A 15,480-nucleotide genomic window follows, 5' to 3' on the forward strand; every position below is an offset into this window, starting at 1 on the left:
TACTCAGTTTCTTGTCGTCCTCACACAATCGCCGATCCGGCCCCTTATGTGCGAGCCACCCCCATATGTGACGCATTTTCGGGGGCGGGTCGCGCGGAAAGGGGTGGGTCGGCGAGAGTGGCGAAGGCGTTCGCGAGGTCGGCGAGGAGATCGTCGACGTCCTCGAGGCCGATGGACAGACGCAGGACGTCGGCGGCGGGACGCGCCTCCGCGGGGACCGGGCGGTGCGTGAGCGCGGCGGGGTGCTGGATGAGGGAGTCCACGCCCCCGAGCGACACGGCGTGCGTGAAGAGGCGGGTCGCTCCGGCCACCGCTGCGGCCGCTGCATAGCCGCCGCGCAGCCGCAACGCGATCATCGCCCCCGGCCCGCGGAGCTGCCGTTCCAGGATGCCGCGCGGATCCCCGTCGAGCCCGGGATAGAAGACCTCGGCGACCTCGGGCCGATCGACCAGCCACTGCACGATGCGACGAGCGCTCTCCTGCTGGTGCCGCACGCGGACCGGCAGGGTCGTGAGACCGCGGTGCAGCAGGTACGCGCCGAGCGGGTGCAGGAGCCCCCCGGTCACCGCACGCACGCGACGCAGCGCCTCCGCGGTCGTCTCGTCACAGGCGACGACGCCGGCGATGACATCACCGTGGCCGCCGAGGTATTTGGTGGCGCTGTGCAGCGACATCGCCGCGCCGTGATCGATCGGGTTCTGCAGCACGGGGGTCGCGAACGTGTTGTCGACCACGACCGGCACGCTCCCCGCCTGCCGCACGACCTCGGCGATGTCCGCGACCTCGAGGGTCGGGTTCGCCGGCGTCTCCACGACGACGAGTCCGGTGTCGGCGCGCAGCGCGGCGGCGACCTCGTCGGGACGGCAGTACGTCGTCTCCACGCCGAGCAGACCGGACCCGAGCAGGTGGTCGGTCCCTCCGTAGAGCGGACGCACCGCGACGACGTGCCGCGCTCCCGTGGCACCCGTGTGCGCGAGGATCACGGCGGTCATGGCCGCCATCCCGGAGCCGAAGGCGACGGCGGCCTCGGCGTGCTCCAGCTCGGCGAGCGCATCCTCGAAGCGCGCGACCGTCGGATTCCAGAGGCGGGCGTAGACCATGCTGCCGTCCTGCGGCGGGCGGCCCCCGGTGGCCATCGCCTCGTACGAGTCACCGCCGCGCTCGACGTCGGGCAGCGGATTGGTCGTGGAGAGGTCGATCGGCAGGGCGTGGACCCCGAGCGCCTCGAGGTCGGCACGGCCGCTGTGGACGGCCACGGTGTCGGGATGCAGCGGTGCGGTCATCCCTCCACGCTGGCCGAATCGCGGGGTTCTCGCTGGTCTTCGACAGAACAACTCATCGAATCCGGGATCCTTGCTATTCTGTGCAAAATCCGGCCGTACCGAGGAGGGCACGTTGGCGAAAGCGCAACTCGACGAGATCGACCTGGAGCTGCTCGCCGCCCTGAGCCGCGATGCGGCCGTCACCAACAAGGCTCTGGCCCACCGCCTCGGACTCGCGGAATCCACCTGCGCCCACCGGATCCGCGGCCTGCGTGAGCGCGGAGTCATCCGCGACACGCGCGTCCGCCTCGACGGCTCCGCTCTCGGCTACCCCCTGCAGGCGATCATCAAGGTGCGCCTCGCGCATCACACTGGGCCCAAGGTCACGGCGCTCTTCGACGCGCTCGTCGCGATCCCCCGCGTGCTCCAGGTGTTCCACGTCGCCGGGGTGGACGACTTCCTCGTGCACGTGGCCGTCCAGGACGCGACCGCTCTCCGCGACATCGTGCTCGAGCACATCACCGTCCACCCCGTCGTCCGCGGCACCGAGACCCAGCTCGTGTTCGAGCTCCGCGACGGCACGGGTTTCCTCCCCCGCTGAACGAGGGGGCAGGATGGAGGGACGCCGTTGCAAAGGAGCACCATGAGCCGTCGTGCCACCCCCGCCACCGAAGCGATCCGCGGGATGAGGGACCTCCTCTTCACGCACGCCACGGACTACGACGCCGCGCGCCGCGAGTTCGCCTGGCCCGACCTGACCGCCTTCAACTTCGCGCTCGAGTGGTTCGACGTCGTCGCCGGGGAGAACCCCGACCGTCCGGCCGTGCAGATCGTCGAGGCCGACCTCAGCCTCCGCTCCTGGACGTACGGCGAGCTCTCCGCCCGGTCCGACCAGGTCGCCGCCTGGTTGCGCGGCCTCGGCATCGGCCGCGGCGATCACGTGATCGTCATGCTCAACAACACGATCGAGCTGTGGGAGGTGATGCTCGCGATCACGAAGCTGGGCGCGGTGTCGATCCCGACCTCGACGCTGCTGTCGGCCTCCGACCTCGCGTACCGCATCGAACACGGCCGCGCCGGCGCCGTCGTCACCCTCGGCAGCCTGGCCGACCGCCTCGAGGGGATCGACCCTGCGGTGCTGCGCATCGGGGTCGGCACGTCGCTGCCTGCGGACTGGAAGCGGTTCGCGGACGCCGCCGCCACCACGGAGGAGTTCGTTCCGGACGGCCCGACGCCCGCCGGCGACACGGCCCTGCTGTACTTCACGTCCGGCACGACGAACCGCCCGAAGCTCGTGCAGCACACCCACGTCTCCTACCCGGTCGGCCACCTCTCCACGATGTGGTGGCTCGGCGTGCGCCCGGACGACGTGCACCTCAACATCTCCTCCCCCGGGTGGGCCAAGCACGCCTGGTCGAGCTTCTACTCGCCGTTCCTGGCCGAGGCGACGGTGTTCGTCTACAACTACGACCGCTTCGACGCGAACACGCTCATGGAGGTCATGGACACCCACCACGTCTCGACGTTCTGCGCCCCGCCCACGGTCTGGCGCATGCTCCTCCAAGCCGACCTCTCGCGGCTCGCGCACCCTCCGCGCGAGCTCGTCGGCGCCGGAGAGCCGCTGAACCCCGAGGTCATCGACCGGGTGCGCGAGGCGTGGGGCGGCACCATCCGCGACGGCTTCGGCCAGACCGAGATGACCGCCTGCATCGGCAACTCCCCGGGGCAGACGGTCAAGGTGGGATCGATGGGCCGTCCGCTGCCCGGGTACCCGGTCGTGCTGCTCGATCCGTCGACGGGCGAGGTCGTGGAGGACGAGGGCGAGATCGCGCTCGACCTCGCGCAGCCGCCGCTCGGCCTCATGGCGGGGTACTACGACGATCCGGAGAAGACCGCGGAGTCGCGGGCCGGGGGCTTCCATCACACCGGAGACATCGCCGTGCGCGACGCCGACGGCTACCTGACCTACATCGGACGCTCCGACGACGTGTTCAAGGCCTCCGACTACAAGATCTCGCCGTTCGAGCTCGAGTCCGTGCTGCTGGAGCACGACCTCGTCGTCGAAGCGGCCGTCATCCCCAGCCCCGACCCCACGCGCCTGGCGGTCCCGAAGGCGTACGTGTGCCTGACGCCGGACGCGGGCGCGGACGAGGCCGCCGCCGCGCGCGCCGTGTTCGGCTACGCGCACGAACGGCTGTCCTCGCACCTGTGGGTGCGGATCATCGAGTTCGTGCCCGAGCTGCCGAAGACGATCTCCGGGAAGATCCGCCGCGTCGAGCTGCGGGCACGCGAGAGCGCCCGCGTGGCCGCGGGCGACGAGGCGCGGCAGCACCGCGACCGCGACTACCGCTGAGCGCTAGGAGATGACGGCGACCGGTGCCGTGGGCGTCGCGGTCGAGCCGGTCTTGAGCGTGGCCGTCGTCGTGGTCGACGGCGCCGGCTTCACGCGCGCGGCCCGGCGTCGCGACTCGAAGCCGCCGGCCGTGAGCATCGCGCGCACGATCCCGCCGATCACGAGCATGCCCACGAGCGACGCGCCCGCCGCAATCAGCGGAAGCCACTGATTCGCGAAGCTCGCGGTGAAGCTCATCAGCGCGCACACGATCCACAGTCCGACCGCGCCGCCCGCGAGCCCCCCGGCTCCGCGGATGATCGCGATCGCGGCCACGATCGCGCAGACCGCGGCGAGCGCCGCACCCACGTATCCGATCGGTACCAGAATGGCGGCCAGGTCTCTGGCCACTCCCAATGTCGTCATGACGACCCCCCGTCCGGCGGAACCCCTCCGCACCTTCGACATTAGAAGTGTCTCTCCGGAAGGCCATCCGTCTCAAGTCCGATCCGGGTCATCCTTCCGGTGGATATCGCGGATCAGCGCCGGACCGGCCACCGCAGCCGGCGGGGGCGCACGACGCGGACCGGGCGGGTGACGACTGCGTCGACCACCATCGAGCCGTCGGTGGGGCCGACGATCGCGATCGCGGAGGTCTCCGTGGCCTCGGCCGGGGCCACGGGTTGCGTCGCGAGCGCGCGATGCGCCTTGACGTAGGCCGGCACGAGGAGCACGATCGCGCCCACCCAGGCGAGCGGGTTGCTGAGAGCCACGCCGTCGAACCCGATCATCGCCCCGAGGACGACCGCGGCGACGACGCGCATCACGAGCTCGATCACGCCGGTGACCGTCGGCACCAGCGTGTGGCCGAGCCCCTGCAGCGCGCCGCGGAGCACGAAGAGCATGCCGAGCGCCCAGTAGCCGCAGCCGTTGATGATGAGCATGCGGTGCGCCATGTCGACGACGTCGTCCGAGCCGTCGCCGACGAACAGCCGGACCATCGGCGCGCCGAACGCGATGAGCAGCCCGCCGAGGACGATCGCCGCGGCGACCGCCATCCAGGTGGCCTCGACCACGCCGCGCCGGATGCGGTCGGGGCGGCGTCCACCGTGGTTCTGCGCCGCGTACATCGACACGGCGAGCCCGAGCGAGGAGAGCAGGGCGACCGCCAGGCTGTCCACGCGGGACGCCGTCGTATAGGCCGCGACCGCGTCGGCGCCGAGCGTGTTGAGCGCGACCTGCACCGTGAGGGTCCCGATCGCGATGATCGAGGCCTGGAAGCCCATGGGGAGGCCGAGGCGCAGGTGGTCGGCGATGTCCGTGCGGGAGATGCGCCAGTCCGAACGACGCAGGTGCAGCATGGGCAGCCGCCGGCGCACGAACTCCAGGCAGAGGATCACCGAGACGGCCTGTGCGACCACGGTGGCGAGCGCGGCACCCGCGACGCCCCACTCCAGCGGACCGACCATGAGCACGACGAGGCCGACGTTGAGCGCACAGGAGACCGTGAGGAACACCAGCGGGGTCTTCGAGTCGCCGATGGCGCGGATGATGGCGGAGAGGTAGTTGAAGAACATCGTCGCGCCCGCGCCGAGGAAGCTGATCTGCGTGAACACCGTCGCCTCGGCCATGAGCTCGGGCGGCGTCTGCAGCAGCGCGAGGATCGGCCCGGCGATGAGCGGCGCGACCACCGTGAGGACCACGCTCGTGATGCCGCTGAGGAGCACGCCCGTGGCGACCGAGCGGCGCACGGCGGCGTCGTCGCGCGCACCGAAGGCCTGGGCGATGGGGATCGCGAAGCCGCTCGTGAGACCCCAGGCGAAGCCGAGGAGGAGGAAGAGCAGGCTGCCCGTCGCGCCGACGGCGGCGAGGGACTGGACGCCGAGATGGCGTCCGACGACGATCGCGTCGGCGAACTGGTAGAGCTGCTGCACGACGTTGCCGAGCAGCAGCGGGATCGAGAAGGCGAGGATGACGCGCCACGGACGGCCCGTGGTGAGGGTGGTGGCCATGAAGGAAGGGGCTCGCAGGGAAAGAGGGGATGGATCGGGGGTGCGCCCAGTTTATCGAATCGTTTCGGGCGAACGGAACACCCCGGGCCGGATTGCCGTCGCCGGGGGGTCGATTTCGGACGAGCGGGCCCCGGTGGTTACTCTGCATCAGTCGAGGACGACCGGAGGAGATGAGCGTGACGAAGGAAGACACGGGGGCCATCCGCCAGGGGCAGACCGCAGCCGGAGGCGAGGAGCACCTGCGGCGCGCGCTCAGCAACCGGCACATCCAGCTCCTCGCGATCGGCGGGGCGATCGGCACCGGCCTGTTCATGGGCAGCGGCAAGACGATCTCCGTCGCCGGCCCCTCGGTGATCTTCGTCTACATGATCATCGGGTTCATGCTGTTCTTCGTCATGCGGGCGATGGGCGAGCTGCTGCTGTCGAACCTCAAGTACAAGTCGTTCAGCGACTTCGCGAGCGACCTGCTCGGCCCGTGGGCGGGCTTCTTCACCGGCTGGACGTACTGGTTCTGCTGGGTGGTCACGGGCGTGGCCGACGTGATCGCGATCGCGGGGTACACCGATGCGCTCATCCCCGGCATCCCGCTGTGGATCCCCGGCCTCCTCGTGGTCGTGATCCTCCTGGCGCTCAACCTGCCCACCGTCGCGGCGTTCGGCGAGATGGAGTTCTGGTTCGCGCTCATCAAGATCGTCGCGATCGTCGCCCTCATCGTGACCGGTCTCGTCATGATCCTCACCGGCTTCTCGCACGACGCCGGCACCGCGAGCTTCGCCAACCTGTGGGAGCACGGCGGCATGTTCCCGCACGGCTTCCTCGGCTTCGTCGCCGGCTTCCAGATCGCGGTGTTCGCGTTCGTCGGGATCGAGCTCGTCGGCACGGCCGCCGCGGAGACGAAGGACCCGAAGCGCAACCTTCCTAAGGCCATCAACGCCATCCCGATCCGGGTCCTGCTGTTCTACGTGGGCGCGCTCATCATCCTCATGTCCGTCACGCCGTGGACCGAGTACGTCGCCGGCGAGAGCCCCTTCATCGCGATGTTCGCCCTCGCCGGACTGGGCATCGCCGCCACCGTCGTCAACCTCGTGGTGCTGACCTCCGCGATGTCCAGCGCGAACTCCGGCATCTACTCCACCTCGCGCATGGTCTTCGGGCTGGCGCAGGACGGCGACGCCCCCCGGTTCTTCGGCCGGCTCTCGAAGCGCCGCGTGCCGCAGAACGCCCTGTTCCTGTCCTGCATCCTGCTGCTGTCCGGCGTCGTGCTGCTCTACGCGGGCAAGGACATCGGCACGGCGTTCGAGATGGTCACCACGGTGTCGGCCGTGTGCTTCATGTTCGTGTGGACGATCTTCCTCTGCAGCTACCTCGTGTACCGGCGCCGGCGTCCGGAGAAGGCGGCGACCTCGGCGTTCAAGATGCCGGGCGGCGTGTTCATGGTGTTCGTGGTGCTCGCGTTCTTCCTGTTCATCCTCTGGGCGCTGACCACTCAGCCGGACACCCTGATCGCCCTGCTCGTGACACCGATCTGGTTCGCGATCCTCATCGTCGCCTGGCTGTTCGTGCGGAAGTCGCCGCACCACCTGGAGCGCCACGCCGCGCACATCGCGTACCTGCGCGACGACACGATCCCGGCCGACTGAGCGTCAGGCGACCGACTCGAGGGTCGCGGGCTGTGCGGCCGCGACCTTCGGGGCGAAGACGCGGGGGCGGAGCGCGAGGAACAGCAGCACCATGCCGGCGGCGAGCAGCATGTGCCCCACGCCCGCGATGCCGGCGATCATCTTCGTCGACTCCTCGCCGAGCACCGTGAGGCAGCCGTGCCAGACGAGCATCGCCGAGGTCAGCACGAGCCCGGCGGTGTAGGTCCAGAAGAACCAGCCGAACAGGCGGCTCTCGGAGAGCGCGAAAGCCTTCTCCAGGAGCATCACCACGAGGAAGACGACGAAGCCCAGCACGAGCAGATGCGTGTGCACGAGTCCGAGCTGCGTCGGCGCCCCCTCCGGGAAGCCGTTGATCTTGGTGAACTCGCGGTAGAAGAGTCCGGAGGCGACGCCCACCAGCATGGAGGCGAACGCGGCGGTGAAGAGCCTGCGCATGGGAGTCCTTTCTGTCTGCCTCCAGCCTCGCCGTGGGGCCGTCGCCGCGGATCCATCGAACGGTTGAGACCGCGGGCGTCAGAGCAGACCGGCCTCCCTGGCGATCGCGACCGCCTTCGCGCGGCTGTCGGCCCCGAGCTTCTCGAAGACGTGCACGAGGTGGGTCTTCACCGTCGCTTCCGTGACGAACAGCGCCTTCGCGATCTCCCGGTTCGAGGCCCCGGTGTCGAGCAGCCGGAGCACGTCGAGCTCGCGCCCCGTGAGCTTCACCCGCGGGGCGCGGAGGGCGCGGCCGACGCGCGCCGTGAGCTCCGGCGTCAGCGCCTGCCCGCCCGACGCGGCCTGTCGCACGGCCCGGACGATGTCCTCCGGGTCGATGTCCTTGAGCAGATATCCCGCCGCCCCCGCCTCGATCGCGCCGAGGATCTGGGCGTCGCGGTCGAACGTCGTGAGTATGAGCACCGCCGGTGCCGGGTCGAGCGCCCGGAGCGCCGCCGTCGTCTGCACGCCGTCCATGCCGGCCCCCAGCCGCAGGTCGCAGAGGACGACGTCGGGACGCAGGTGCCGGGCGAGCACGACCGCCTCCTCCCCCGACGCGGCCTCGCCCACGACCTCGGCGTCGTCGCGGCGGTCGAACAGCGAGCGCACGCCGGCGCGCACGATGGGGTGGTCGTCGACGAGCAGGATCCGCACGGGGGTCACGACCGACCTCCGAGGGGGAGGTGGGCCGACAGCGCGGTGCCGTCGCCGGGGGCGCTCTCCACGTCGAGACCGCCGCCGAGCTCGCGCAGTCGGGCGCGCATCGCCCGCAGGCCGTAGCCGCCGCCGGGCCCCGCCGAGTCCAGCCGCGACGGGTCGAAGCCGCGACCGTCGTCGACCACGTCCAGCCGCACCGCGTCGCCGGCGTCCGCGAGCGTCACCACCACCCGAGTGGCGCCGGCATGGCTGCGCACGTTGGCGAGCGCGGACTGCGCCGTCCGCAGCAGGGCGACCTCCGCGTCGAGGCCGAGTGCGGGCAGATCCTCGTCGGCATGGAAGGTGGCCGCGATCCCGGTCTCGGCGGTCAGGCGCTCGAGCATCCGGGCAAGGGCGTCGCTCAGCGCGGAGCCGTCCAGCTCGGCGGGCATGAGGTCGTCGACGATGCGTCGGGCGTCGGCGAGCCCTTCCGCGGCGAGCGCCCCGATCTGCCCGAGCGCCCGCTCCCGGCCGTCCTCGTGCTCGGCCGCCGACCGCGCCAGCAGGACGATGGACGACAGACTCTGGGCGACCGTGTCGTGGATGTCGCGCGACACCCTGGTGCGCTCGGCGGCGGCGCCGGACTCCCGCTGGGTCCGGGCGAGCTCGTCCTGGAGGGCCGCCATCTCCTGCTGCGTCGCGACGAGGGACGCGATGAGTCGCCGCCGCTCCCGCCCGTCGCGGACGAGCTCCAGGTAGCCGCGGGAGATCCCGAGGGCGAAGATGCCGCCCACCAGCGGCCCGATCACGTTCGCGTAGGTGGTCGTCCCGGTGTGCAGCAGCGGCGCGACGATCACGACGGCGAGGATGAGGACGCTGAGCAGCACAGCCCATCGCAGTCGCAGCAGGAAGCCGGCGAGCAGCCACAGCGAGAACGCGAGCCACACGAACTCCGGCGACAATGCGACCGCCCCCAGCCAGATGGCCGTGAGCCCCAGCAGCCAGCCGGCGGCGAGTGCCCGGTCGTCCGTGCGGGAGGAGAGCAGGAGTCCGCCGCCGTACCAGCCGAGGAAGGCGAGGGCGGTCGCGAGCAGCCACGGCACCGGGACCCCGTCGGCGAGGGAGCGGACGACGCCGACCACGGTGAGCACGACCGTGATGACGGCCTGGCCGACACGGAGCGACGTGACCAGGCGCCCCCAGGAGCGCGTGCGTGCTCCCGTCCGCCCTGCCGGGTGGTCGGTCTCGGCGGTGTCTCCGGTCGGCATGCTGACATTCTCGTCCGCCGGGCCGGTGTGCGCCTCCATCGTTCGGTCGACCCCGTTCGAATCGCCCGATTGGCGGCATCCGGCCCGGATTTGGGACCAATCAGGCGATTCGAACGGAGGTATCGTGGGGCCGATGTCGACACCGCACCCGTTCCCGGCGACGATCGCGGCAGCCGTCGACCACGAGCTCGTCATCCGCAAGTCGCGCTTCCTCACGCACGTCGCACCGGTGTCGACGGTGGCCGAGGCCGAAGCCGTCATCGCGACGATCCGGAAGCGCGCCTGGGACGCGAACCACAACTGCACCGCGATGGTGACCGGTCTGCACGGGGATCAGGCGCGCTCCTCGGACGACGGCGAGCCCTCCGGAACGGCCGGCGTCCCGATGCTCGAGGTCCTCCGGCGCCGCGGCCTCACGGACGTCGTCGCGGTGGTCACCCGCTACTTCGGCGGGGTGAAGCTCGGGGCGGGCGGCCTCATCCGCGCCTACTCCACCGCGGTGTCCGAGACGCTCGACCATGCCGCACTCGTCCGTCGCGCGGCGCTCACCCAGGCGACCGTCGAGGTCCCGCACGCCGAGGCCGGCCGCTACGACAACCTGCTCCGCGACTGGGCGACGTCGCACGGGGCCACGCTCGGCACGCCGACCTACGGGGCCTCCGCCCAGCTCGAGCTGTGGGTGCCCGCCGCCGCGCTTCCGCGCCTGACCGCCGACCTCGCCGCCGCGTCCGGCGGCGCCGTGGCCCCGGTGGCCGGGATCGAGCGGATCGTCGACGTCGCGGACTGAGGCCTCCCGGCGGCCGCACACCGTCCGACGGATATCCTGGACGCCGCGGTCGCGGAAGGAGAGCGATGTTCGACAGTCCGCTCTCGGCCTCGCCGTACGAGATCCTCGGCGTGGATCCGGCCGTCGACGACGCCGAGCTCCGGCGGGCGTATCGGCTGCGACTGCGGCAGACCCACCCCGACACCGGCGGCGACGCGGCCGTGTTCATCCAGGTCCAGCGCGCGTGGGAGCTCATCGGCACCGCGGAGGACCGCGCCGCGTACGACCGCCGCGCAGGCCTGACCGACGACGGCGGCGAATGGAGCGGCTGGCGTCCCCCGACGGTGCGCACCGACACCCGGCCGCGCGCCCGCTCCTACGGGCACCCCGGGGGCTGGCGCCGCGAACGCTACCTCTCCCTGATCCGCGAGTGGGCAGGTCACGGGGTCGAGGTCCCCGACCCGTACGCCCCGGCCCTCGTGCGCGCCGCCCCACGGGAGCTCCGGCGGCTGCTCGCCGACGCGCTGGCGGAGGAGGCCACGGCCCGCACGGTCTCCGACCTCGGCATGGGCTTCACGGTCTGGCACGACGTCGCCGCCGGACAGACCCCCGAGGACAAGCTCGACCACGTGGTGCTCAGCCCGTCCGGCCTCTACGGCGTCATGTCCGAGGACTTCGGCGGGGTCGTGGGGTTCCGCCGCGGGGAGATCACCGGCCCGAGCCTCGGCACGCGGGCCCCCGTCACCGCGGCTCTCGCCCGGATGCGCGCGGTGGCGAAGGCCGCGAAGGTGAAGTTCGGCGGGGCGATCGTGGTGCTCCCCGACGACGACCTCGCCCAGGCGGTCACCCCGCTCGGCAGCAACCGCGGGGTCCCCGTCGTGGTGGTGCGTCGCAGCGCGCTGGCGATGGTCCTGCGGCAGGGCGTCCCCGGGGCGCGGGCCATCGGCGGCAACGAGCTGTTCGATGTCCGCACCCGTCTGCAGCAGACGGTCCGCTTCGTCTGACGGCGGCGACGCGCCCGGCATCCCGGCATGCTCTTTTGAATCACTCAAAACACGTGTAGAGTCGAGGGCATGGAGACGGAACTCGACTCGGCGTTGCGCGACGCCGGGCTGCGTGCGACTGCGGGCCGCGTCGCCGTTCTCGAGGCTCTCGGCTCCATGGCCCACACGGATGCGGAGCGGGTGTACCGCGCCGTGTCCGACGTGCTTCCGACCACGTCGATCCAGTCGGTGCACAACATCCTCGCGGACCTGACGACGGCGGGCCTCATCCGCCGGATCGAACCGGCAGGCTCCGCGGCGCTGTACGAGCGGCGCATCGACGACAACCACCACCATGTCGTCTGCACCTCCTGCGGTGCGGTCGGCGATGTGGACTGCGTCGTCGGCGAGGCGCCGTGTCTCACCCCGTCCTCGACGGGGGGCTTCACCGTGCAGACAGCTGAAGTCACCTTCTGGGGCCTCTGCCCCAGCTGCCAGAACGCCGCGTAGGCGCATCCACCGATCCCCTCCCCGAGGGTCCGTTCGGCATGTCCGCGCGGAGAAGGAGAAGACCATGACCAACCCCACCGACGCGGGCCGTCCGGCCACGACGACGCAGGCCGGAGCGCCGATCGCGAGCGACACGCACTCGCTGACCGTGGGCCCCGACGGCCCCACCGCGCTGCACGACCACTACCTGGTCGAGAAGCTCGCCTCCTTCAACCGCGAGCGGGTGCCGGAGCGCAACCCGCACGCCAAGGGCGGCGGCGCGTTCGGCGAGTTCGTCGTCACCGAGGACGTCTCGAAGTACACGCGTGCGGCCGTGTTCCAGCCGGGCGCCACCTCGGAGACCCTCCTCCGCTTCTCCTCCGTCGCCGGTGAGCAGGGCTCGCCCGACACCTGGCGCGACGTCCGCGGGTTCTCGCTGCGCTTCTACACGACCGAGGGCAACCTCGACATCGTCGGCAACAACACCCCGACGTTCTTCCTCCGCGACGCCATCAAGTTCCCCGACTTCATCCACTCGCAGAAGCGCCTCGGCGACTCCGGCCTGCGCGACGCGGACATGCAGTGGGACTTCTGGACCCTCTCGCCCGAGAGCGCCCACCAGGTCACCTACCTCATGGGCGAGCGCGGCCTGCCCCGCAGCTGGCGTCACATGAACGGCTACGGCTCGCACACCTACTCGTGGATCAACGCCGAGGGCGAGGTGTTCTGGGTGAAGTACCACTTCATCTCGCACCAGGGCGTCGAGGCGATGAGCCCGGAGGAGGCCGAGCAGCTGGCCGGTTCCGACGCGGACCACTACCGTCGCGACCTGTTCCAGTCGATCGCCGAGGGCGACTTCCCGAAGTGGGACCTGTACGTGCAGATCATGCCGTACGACGAGGCCAAGGACTACCGCTTCAACCCCTTCGACCTCACCAAGACGATCTCGAAGAAGGACTACCCGCGCATCAAGGTCGGCACGCTGACCCTGAACCGCAACCCGGAGAACTTCTTCGCGCAGATCGAGCAGGCCGGCTTCGCGCCGGGGAATCAGGTGCCCGGTACCGGCATCTCCCCCGACAAGATGCTCATGGGCCGCATGTTCGCCTACCCGGACGCCCAGCGTCACCGCATCGGCGCGAACTACAACCAGCTGCCGGTCAACCAGCCGCACGCCGCCGAGACCCGCAACTACCAGCACGAGGGCTCGATGCGGTACCAGTACAACGACGCCGCGCACCGCACCTACCAGCCGAACTCCTTCGGGACCCCCGGTGGCCCCGCGGCCGACCCGGCGAAGGGCATCGAGGTGAACTGGTCGGCGGACGGCGAGCTCACCCGCTCCGCCGCGACGCTGCACGCCGAGGACGACGACTTCGGTCAGGCCGGCACGCTGTACCGCGAGGTCTTCGACGGCCCGCAGCGCGCCCGCTTCCTGGAGGTCCTGACCGGTCAGGGCCGCTCGATCACGGTCGACGCCATCCGCGAGCGCTTCTTCCAGTACTGGACGAACGTGGACGCGGAGCTCGGCGCCGCTCTGCGCGACCGCGTCTGACCCGAGACCCCGGGTTCTCCTCGAAACCCCCTCTCCGCGACACCGCGGGGAGGGGGTTTCGGCGTGTAACCGGGGTCTCGGCGCCAGGGAAGGGAGGAGTGGGGGGAGGATGGTGGGGTGGCTGTTCCCCTCTCCGACCTCACCGAGATGCCCGACCCGCAGCACGTCTACGCCGCGGACGGCACACGACTGGCGACGTACACGTGGGGGGAGCTCGACGCCCCCGTCGTGGTGACCGTGCACGGCTTCGCCTCGGGCGCGCGCGACAACTGGGTGCTCACCGGCTGGGTGCGCGAGCTGACCAGGGCCGGGTACCGCGTGCTCGCACTCGACCAGCGGGGCCACGGGCAGAGCGACAAGCCGCACGAGTCCGACGCCTACGCCATCCGAAACCTCGTGACCGACGTCGAGACCGTCATGGACACGTACCTCGTCGACGACGCGTTCTACCTCGGCTACTCGCTCGGCGCCCGGGTGGGGTGGGAGGTGGCCCGCGAGCTCCCGCATCGGATCGGCCGGGCGGTCCTGGGCGGGGTCCCCGACGGCATCCCCCTCGCGCGTCTGGACCTCGACCAGGTGCGCGCGTACATCACGGACGGCACCCCGGTGGAGGACCGCACGACGCAGAACTACATCGCGCTGACCGAGCGGGTGCCCGGGAACGATCTGCGCGCGCTCATCGCCCTGGCCGAGGGACTTCGGGGCTCCGGCACGATCGATCCCGATCCCGCGGACGCCCCGGTCGTGCCGCTGCTGTTCGCGACGGGATCGAAGGACGCGATCATCGAGGGCTCCCGGGCGCTGGCGGCCGCGGCTCCCGATGCCCGTTTCGTCGAGCTCCCGAACCGCCACCACTTCAACGCCCCCGGCTCCCGCGACTTCAAGGAGGCCGCGCTCGGTTTCTTCGCCGAGTCCTGACCCCGCGAGACCCCGTCTACGCGCCGAGACCCCCTCCTACACCCGCGTGCAGGAGGGGGTCTCGGCGGGAAAGCGGGGTCTCGGGGATCAGGCGGTGGCGTCCTCGCGCTTCGGGAGGACCCAGCCGGCGCGGGGGAAGTGGCACGTGTAGCCGTTCGGGTACTTGATCAGGTAATCCTGGTGCTCGGGCTCGGCCTCCCAGAACGGACCGGCGGGCTCGATCGTCGTGACGGCCTTCCCTGGCCACAGCCCGGAGGCGTCGACGTCGGCGATCGTGTCCCGGGCGACCTGCTCCTGCTCGGGGGTGAGCGGGAAGATCGCCGACCGGTAGCTCGACCCGATGTCGTTGCCCTGGCGGTTCAGCGTCGACGGGTCGTGGATCTGGAAGAAGAACGCCAGGATGTCGCGATAGGTCGTCGCGCTCGGGTCGAAGACGATCTCCACGGCCTCCGCGTGACCGGGGTGGTTGCGGTAGGTCGCGTGGTCGTTCTCCCCGCCGGTGTAGCCCACACGGGTGTCGATCACCCCGGGCTGACGGCGGATGAGGTCTTCCATGCCCCAGAAGCAGCCGCCCGCGAGGACGGCCGTCTCGGTCCCGGGGGTGCGGGTGATGGTTCCGGTGTCGGTCATGACTGCTCCTCAGAGGTGTGGGTGGTGAAGAGGGGGCTGTAGCGACCGTACCCCTCCTTCTCGAGATCCTCCGCCGGGATGAAGCGGAGGGCCGCCGAGTTCATGCAGTAGCGCAGGCCGCCCTCGGCGCGGGGTCCGTCGTCGAAGACGTGTCCCAGGTGGCTGTCGGCGCCGGACGACCGCGCCTCGGTGCGGGTCATCCACAGCGTGCGGTCGGTCTTCGTGGTCACGGCGTCGGCGTCGATCGGGCGCGTGAAGCTCGGCCAGCCGGTGCCGCTGTCGTACTTGTCCCGGGAGGAGAACAGCGGCTGCCCGGAGACGACGTCGACGTAGATGCCGTCGTCGTGATTGTTCCAGTAGGCGTTGCGGAAGGGCGGCTCGGTGGCGTCCTGCTGCGTGACCTCGTACTGCAGGTTCGTGAGACCGCTGACAGCCTCGGGGGTCCTGCCGTAGTCGTTCGACATGAGTGGCTCCTTGTCCGACGCCGCTGGCTG

The 15,480-nt window shown here is 70.9% G+C and carries 16 protein-coding genes; 8 read left to right on the top strand and 8 right to left on the bottom strand.

Translation table 11 applies throughout. The annotated features are described in order from the left end of the window. Nucleotides 1–44: 44 nt before the first annotated feature. A complete protein-coding gene (locus tag B7W94_RS05720) occupies nt 45–1,283 on the bottom strand; it encodes a trans-sulfuration enzyme family protein (RefSeq protein WP_085605210.1) in 1,239 nt (412 codons plus the stop codon). A gap of 112 nt (nt 1,284–1,395) precedes the next feature. Here B7W94_RS05720 and B7W94_RS05725 point away from each other — a divergent pair, with 112 nt between their 5' ends. Together B7W94_RS05725 and B7W94_RS05730 are read left to right on the top strand one after the other, a co-directional pair. Then, nucleotides 1,396–1,863, top strand: coding sequence for an Lrp/AsnC family transcriptional regulator (locus B7W94_RS05725; protein WP_025102769.1), 468 nt, complete (start codon nt 1,396–1,398; stop codon nt 1,861–1,863). A 42-nt stretch (nt 1,864–1,905) separates the two neighbouring features. Further along, on the top strand, nt 1,906–3,615 hold the full coding sequence (locus tag B7W94_RS05730) for an AMP-binding protein (RefSeq protein ID WP_085605212.1): 1,710 nt from the start codon (nt 1,906–1,908) through the stop codon (nt 3,613–3,615). A 3-nt stretch (nt 3,616–3,618) separates the two neighbouring features. Here the strand turns inward: B7W94_RS05730 and B7W94_RS05735 are convergent, their stop codons facing one another. Further along, nucleotides 3,619–4,020 (bottom strand): hypothetical protein, encoded by a 402-nt coding sequence (locus tag B7W94_RS05735; RefSeq protein WP_139833269.1) that lies wholly within the window; start codon nt 4,018–4,020, stop codon nt 3,619–3,621. Nucleotides 4,021–4,133: 113 nt separating this feature from the next. Further along, the gene (locus B7W94_RS05740) at nt 4,134–5,606 is read right to left on the bottom strand and encodes an MATE family efflux transporter (RefSeq protein ID WP_025102772.1); all 1,473 of its coding nucleotides are present in this window, start codon (nt 5,604–5,606) and stop codon (nt 4,134–4,136) included. Between the two features lie 170 nt (nt 5,607–5,776). On the opposite strand from B7W94_RS05740, the gene cycA reads away from it, so the two are divergent. Beyond that, a complete protein-coding gene (gene cycA / locus B7W94_RS05745) occupies nt 5,777–7,246 on the top strand; it encodes a D-serine/D-alanine/glycine transporter (RefSeq protein WP_051582169.1) in 1,470 nt (489 codons plus the stop codon). A gap of 3 nt (nt 7,247–7,249) precedes the next feature. Here cycA and B7W94_RS05750 read toward each other — a convergent pair whose 3' ends face one another. From B7W94_RS05750 to B7W94_RS05760, 3 genes are all read right to left on the bottom strand, one after another. Further along, the gene (locus B7W94_RS05750; protein WP_085605216.1) at nt 7,250–7,702 is read right to left on the bottom strand and encodes a DUF2871 domain-containing protein; all 453 of its coding nucleotides are present in this window, start codon (nt 7,700–7,702) and stop codon (nt 7,250–7,252) included. A 78-nt stretch (nt 7,703–7,780) separates the two neighbouring features. Beyond that, complete coding sequence (locus tag B7W94_RS05755) at nt 7,781–8,404, bottom strand: response regulator (protein ID WP_085605218.1); 624 nt, start codon at nt 8,402–8,404, stop codon at nt 7,781–7,783. Next, a complete protein-coding gene (locus B7W94_RS05760) occupies nt 8,401–9,645 on the bottom strand; it encodes a sensor histidine kinase (RefSeq protein WP_085605359.1) in 1,245 nt (414 codons plus the stop codon). The genes B7W94_RS05755 and B7W94_RS05760 overlap by 4 nt, the downstream gene beginning before the upstream one ends. A gap of 133 nt (nt 9,646–9,778) precedes the next feature. Here B7W94_RS05760 and B7W94_RS05765 point away from each other — a divergent pair, with 133 nt between their 5' ends. From B7W94_RS05765 to B7W94_RS05785, 5 genes are all read left to right on the top strand, one after another. After that, complete coding sequence (locus B7W94_RS05765) at nt 9,779–10,432, top strand: IMPACT family protein (RefSeq protein WP_085605220.1); 654 nt, start codon at nt 9,779–9,781, stop codon at nt 10,430–10,432. A gap of 65 nt (nt 10,433–10,497) precedes the next feature. Further along, a complete protein-coding gene (locus B7W94_RS05770) occupies nt 10,498–11,415 on the top strand; it encodes a J domain-containing protein (RefSeq protein ID WP_025102778.1) in 918 nt (305 codons plus the stop codon). A gap of 69 nt (nt 11,416–11,484) precedes the next feature. Then, the gene (locus B7W94_RS05775; protein WP_025102779.1) at nt 11,485–11,904 is read left to right on the top strand and encodes a Fur family transcriptional regulator; all 420 of its coding nucleotides are present in this window, start codon (nt 11,485–11,487) and stop codon (nt 11,902–11,904) included. Nucleotides 11,905–11,968: 64 nt separating this feature from the next. Then, complete coding sequence (locus tag B7W94_RS05780) at nt 11,969–13,438, top strand: catalase (protein WP_025102780.1); 1,470 nt, start codon at nt 11,969–11,971, stop codon at nt 13,436–13,438. Between the two features lie 117 nt (nt 13,439–13,555). Beyond that, entirely contained in the window at nt 13,556–14,356 is an 801-nt protein-coding gene (locus tag B7W94_RS05785) for an alpha/beta fold hydrolase (protein ID WP_139833270.1), read from the top strand. A gap of 87 nt (nt 14,357–14,443) precedes the next feature. Here the strand turns inward: B7W94_RS05785 and msrA are convergent, their stop codons facing one another. Both msrA and msrB read right to left on the bottom strand, forming a co-directional pair. Next, nucleotides 14,444–14,986, bottom strand: coding sequence for a peptide-methionine (S)-S-oxide reductase MsrA (msrA, locus tag B7W94_RS05790; protein WP_025102782.1), 543 nt, complete (start codon nt 14,984–14,986; stop codon nt 14,444–14,446). Then, complete coding sequence (gene msrB, locus B7W94_RS05795; protein ID WP_062637836.1) at nt 14,983–15,450, bottom strand: peptide-methionine (R)-S-oxide reductase MsrB; 468 nt, start codon at nt 15,448–15,450, stop codon at nt 14,983–14,985. Before msrB ends, msrA begins: the two co-directional genes overlap by 4 nt. Nucleotides 15,451–15,480 lie beyond the last annotated feature (30 nt).

The organism is Microbacterium sp. LEMMJ01, assembly GCF_002114135.1.
In the GTDB taxonomy this organism is placed as follows: Bacteria; Actinomycetota; Actinomycetes; order Actinomycetales; family Microbacteriaceae; genus Microbacterium.

Excerpts from the sequence above, each read along its gene's own strand:
- B7W94_RS05720 (WP_085605210.1), bottom strand. The coding sequence starts at position 1,283 with ATGACCGCACCGCTGCATCCCGACACCGTGGCCGTCCACAGCGGCCGT.
- B7W94_RS05730 (WP_085605212.1), top strand. The coding sequence starts at position 1,906 with ATGAGCCGTCGTGCCACCCCCGCCACCGAAGCGATCCGCGGGATGAGG.
- B7W94_RS05735 (WP_139833269.1), bottom strand. The coding sequence starts at position 4,020 with ATGACGACATTGGGAGTGGCCAGAGACCTGGCCGCCATTCTGGTACCG.
- B7W94_RS05740 (WP_025102772.1), bottom strand. The coding sequence starts at position 5,606 with ATGGCCACCACCCTCACCACGGGCCGTCCGTGGCGCGTCATCCTCGCC.
- cycA (WP_051582169.1), top strand. The coding sequence starts at position 5,777 with ATGAGCGTGACGAAGGAAGACACGGGGGCCATCCGCCAGGGGCAGACC.
- B7W94_RS05750 (WP_085605216.1), bottom strand. The coding sequence starts at position 7,702 with ATGCGCAGGCTCTTCACCGCCGCGTTCGCCTCCATGCTGGTGGGCGTC.
- B7W94_RS05760 (WP_085605359.1), bottom strand. The coding sequence starts at position 9,645 with ATGCCGACCGGAGACACCGCCGAGACCGACCACCCGGCAGGGCGGACG.
- B7W94_RS05765 (WP_085605220.1), top strand. The coding sequence starts at position 9,779 with ATGTCGACACCGCACCCGTTCCCGGCGACGATCGCGGCAGCCGTCGAC.
- B7W94_RS05770 (WP_025102778.1), top strand. The coding sequence starts at position 10,498 with ATGTTCGACAGTCCGCTCTCGGCCTCGCCGTACGAGATCCTCGGCGTG.
- B7W94_RS05775 (WP_025102779.1), top strand. The coding sequence starts at position 11,485 with ATGGAGACGGAACTCGACTCGGCGTTGCGCGACGCCGGGCTGCGTGCG.
- B7W94_RS05780 (WP_025102780.1), top strand. The coding sequence starts at position 11,969 with ATGACCAACCCCACCGACGCGGGCCGTCCGGCCACGACGACGCAGGCC.
- msrA (WP_025102782.1), bottom strand. The coding sequence starts at position 14,986 with ATGACCGACACCGGAACCATCACCCGCACCCCCGGGACCGAGACGGCC.
- msrB (WP_062637836.1), bottom strand. The coding sequence starts at position 15,450 with ATGTCGAACGACTACGGCAGGACCCCCGAGGCTGTCAGCGGTCTCACG.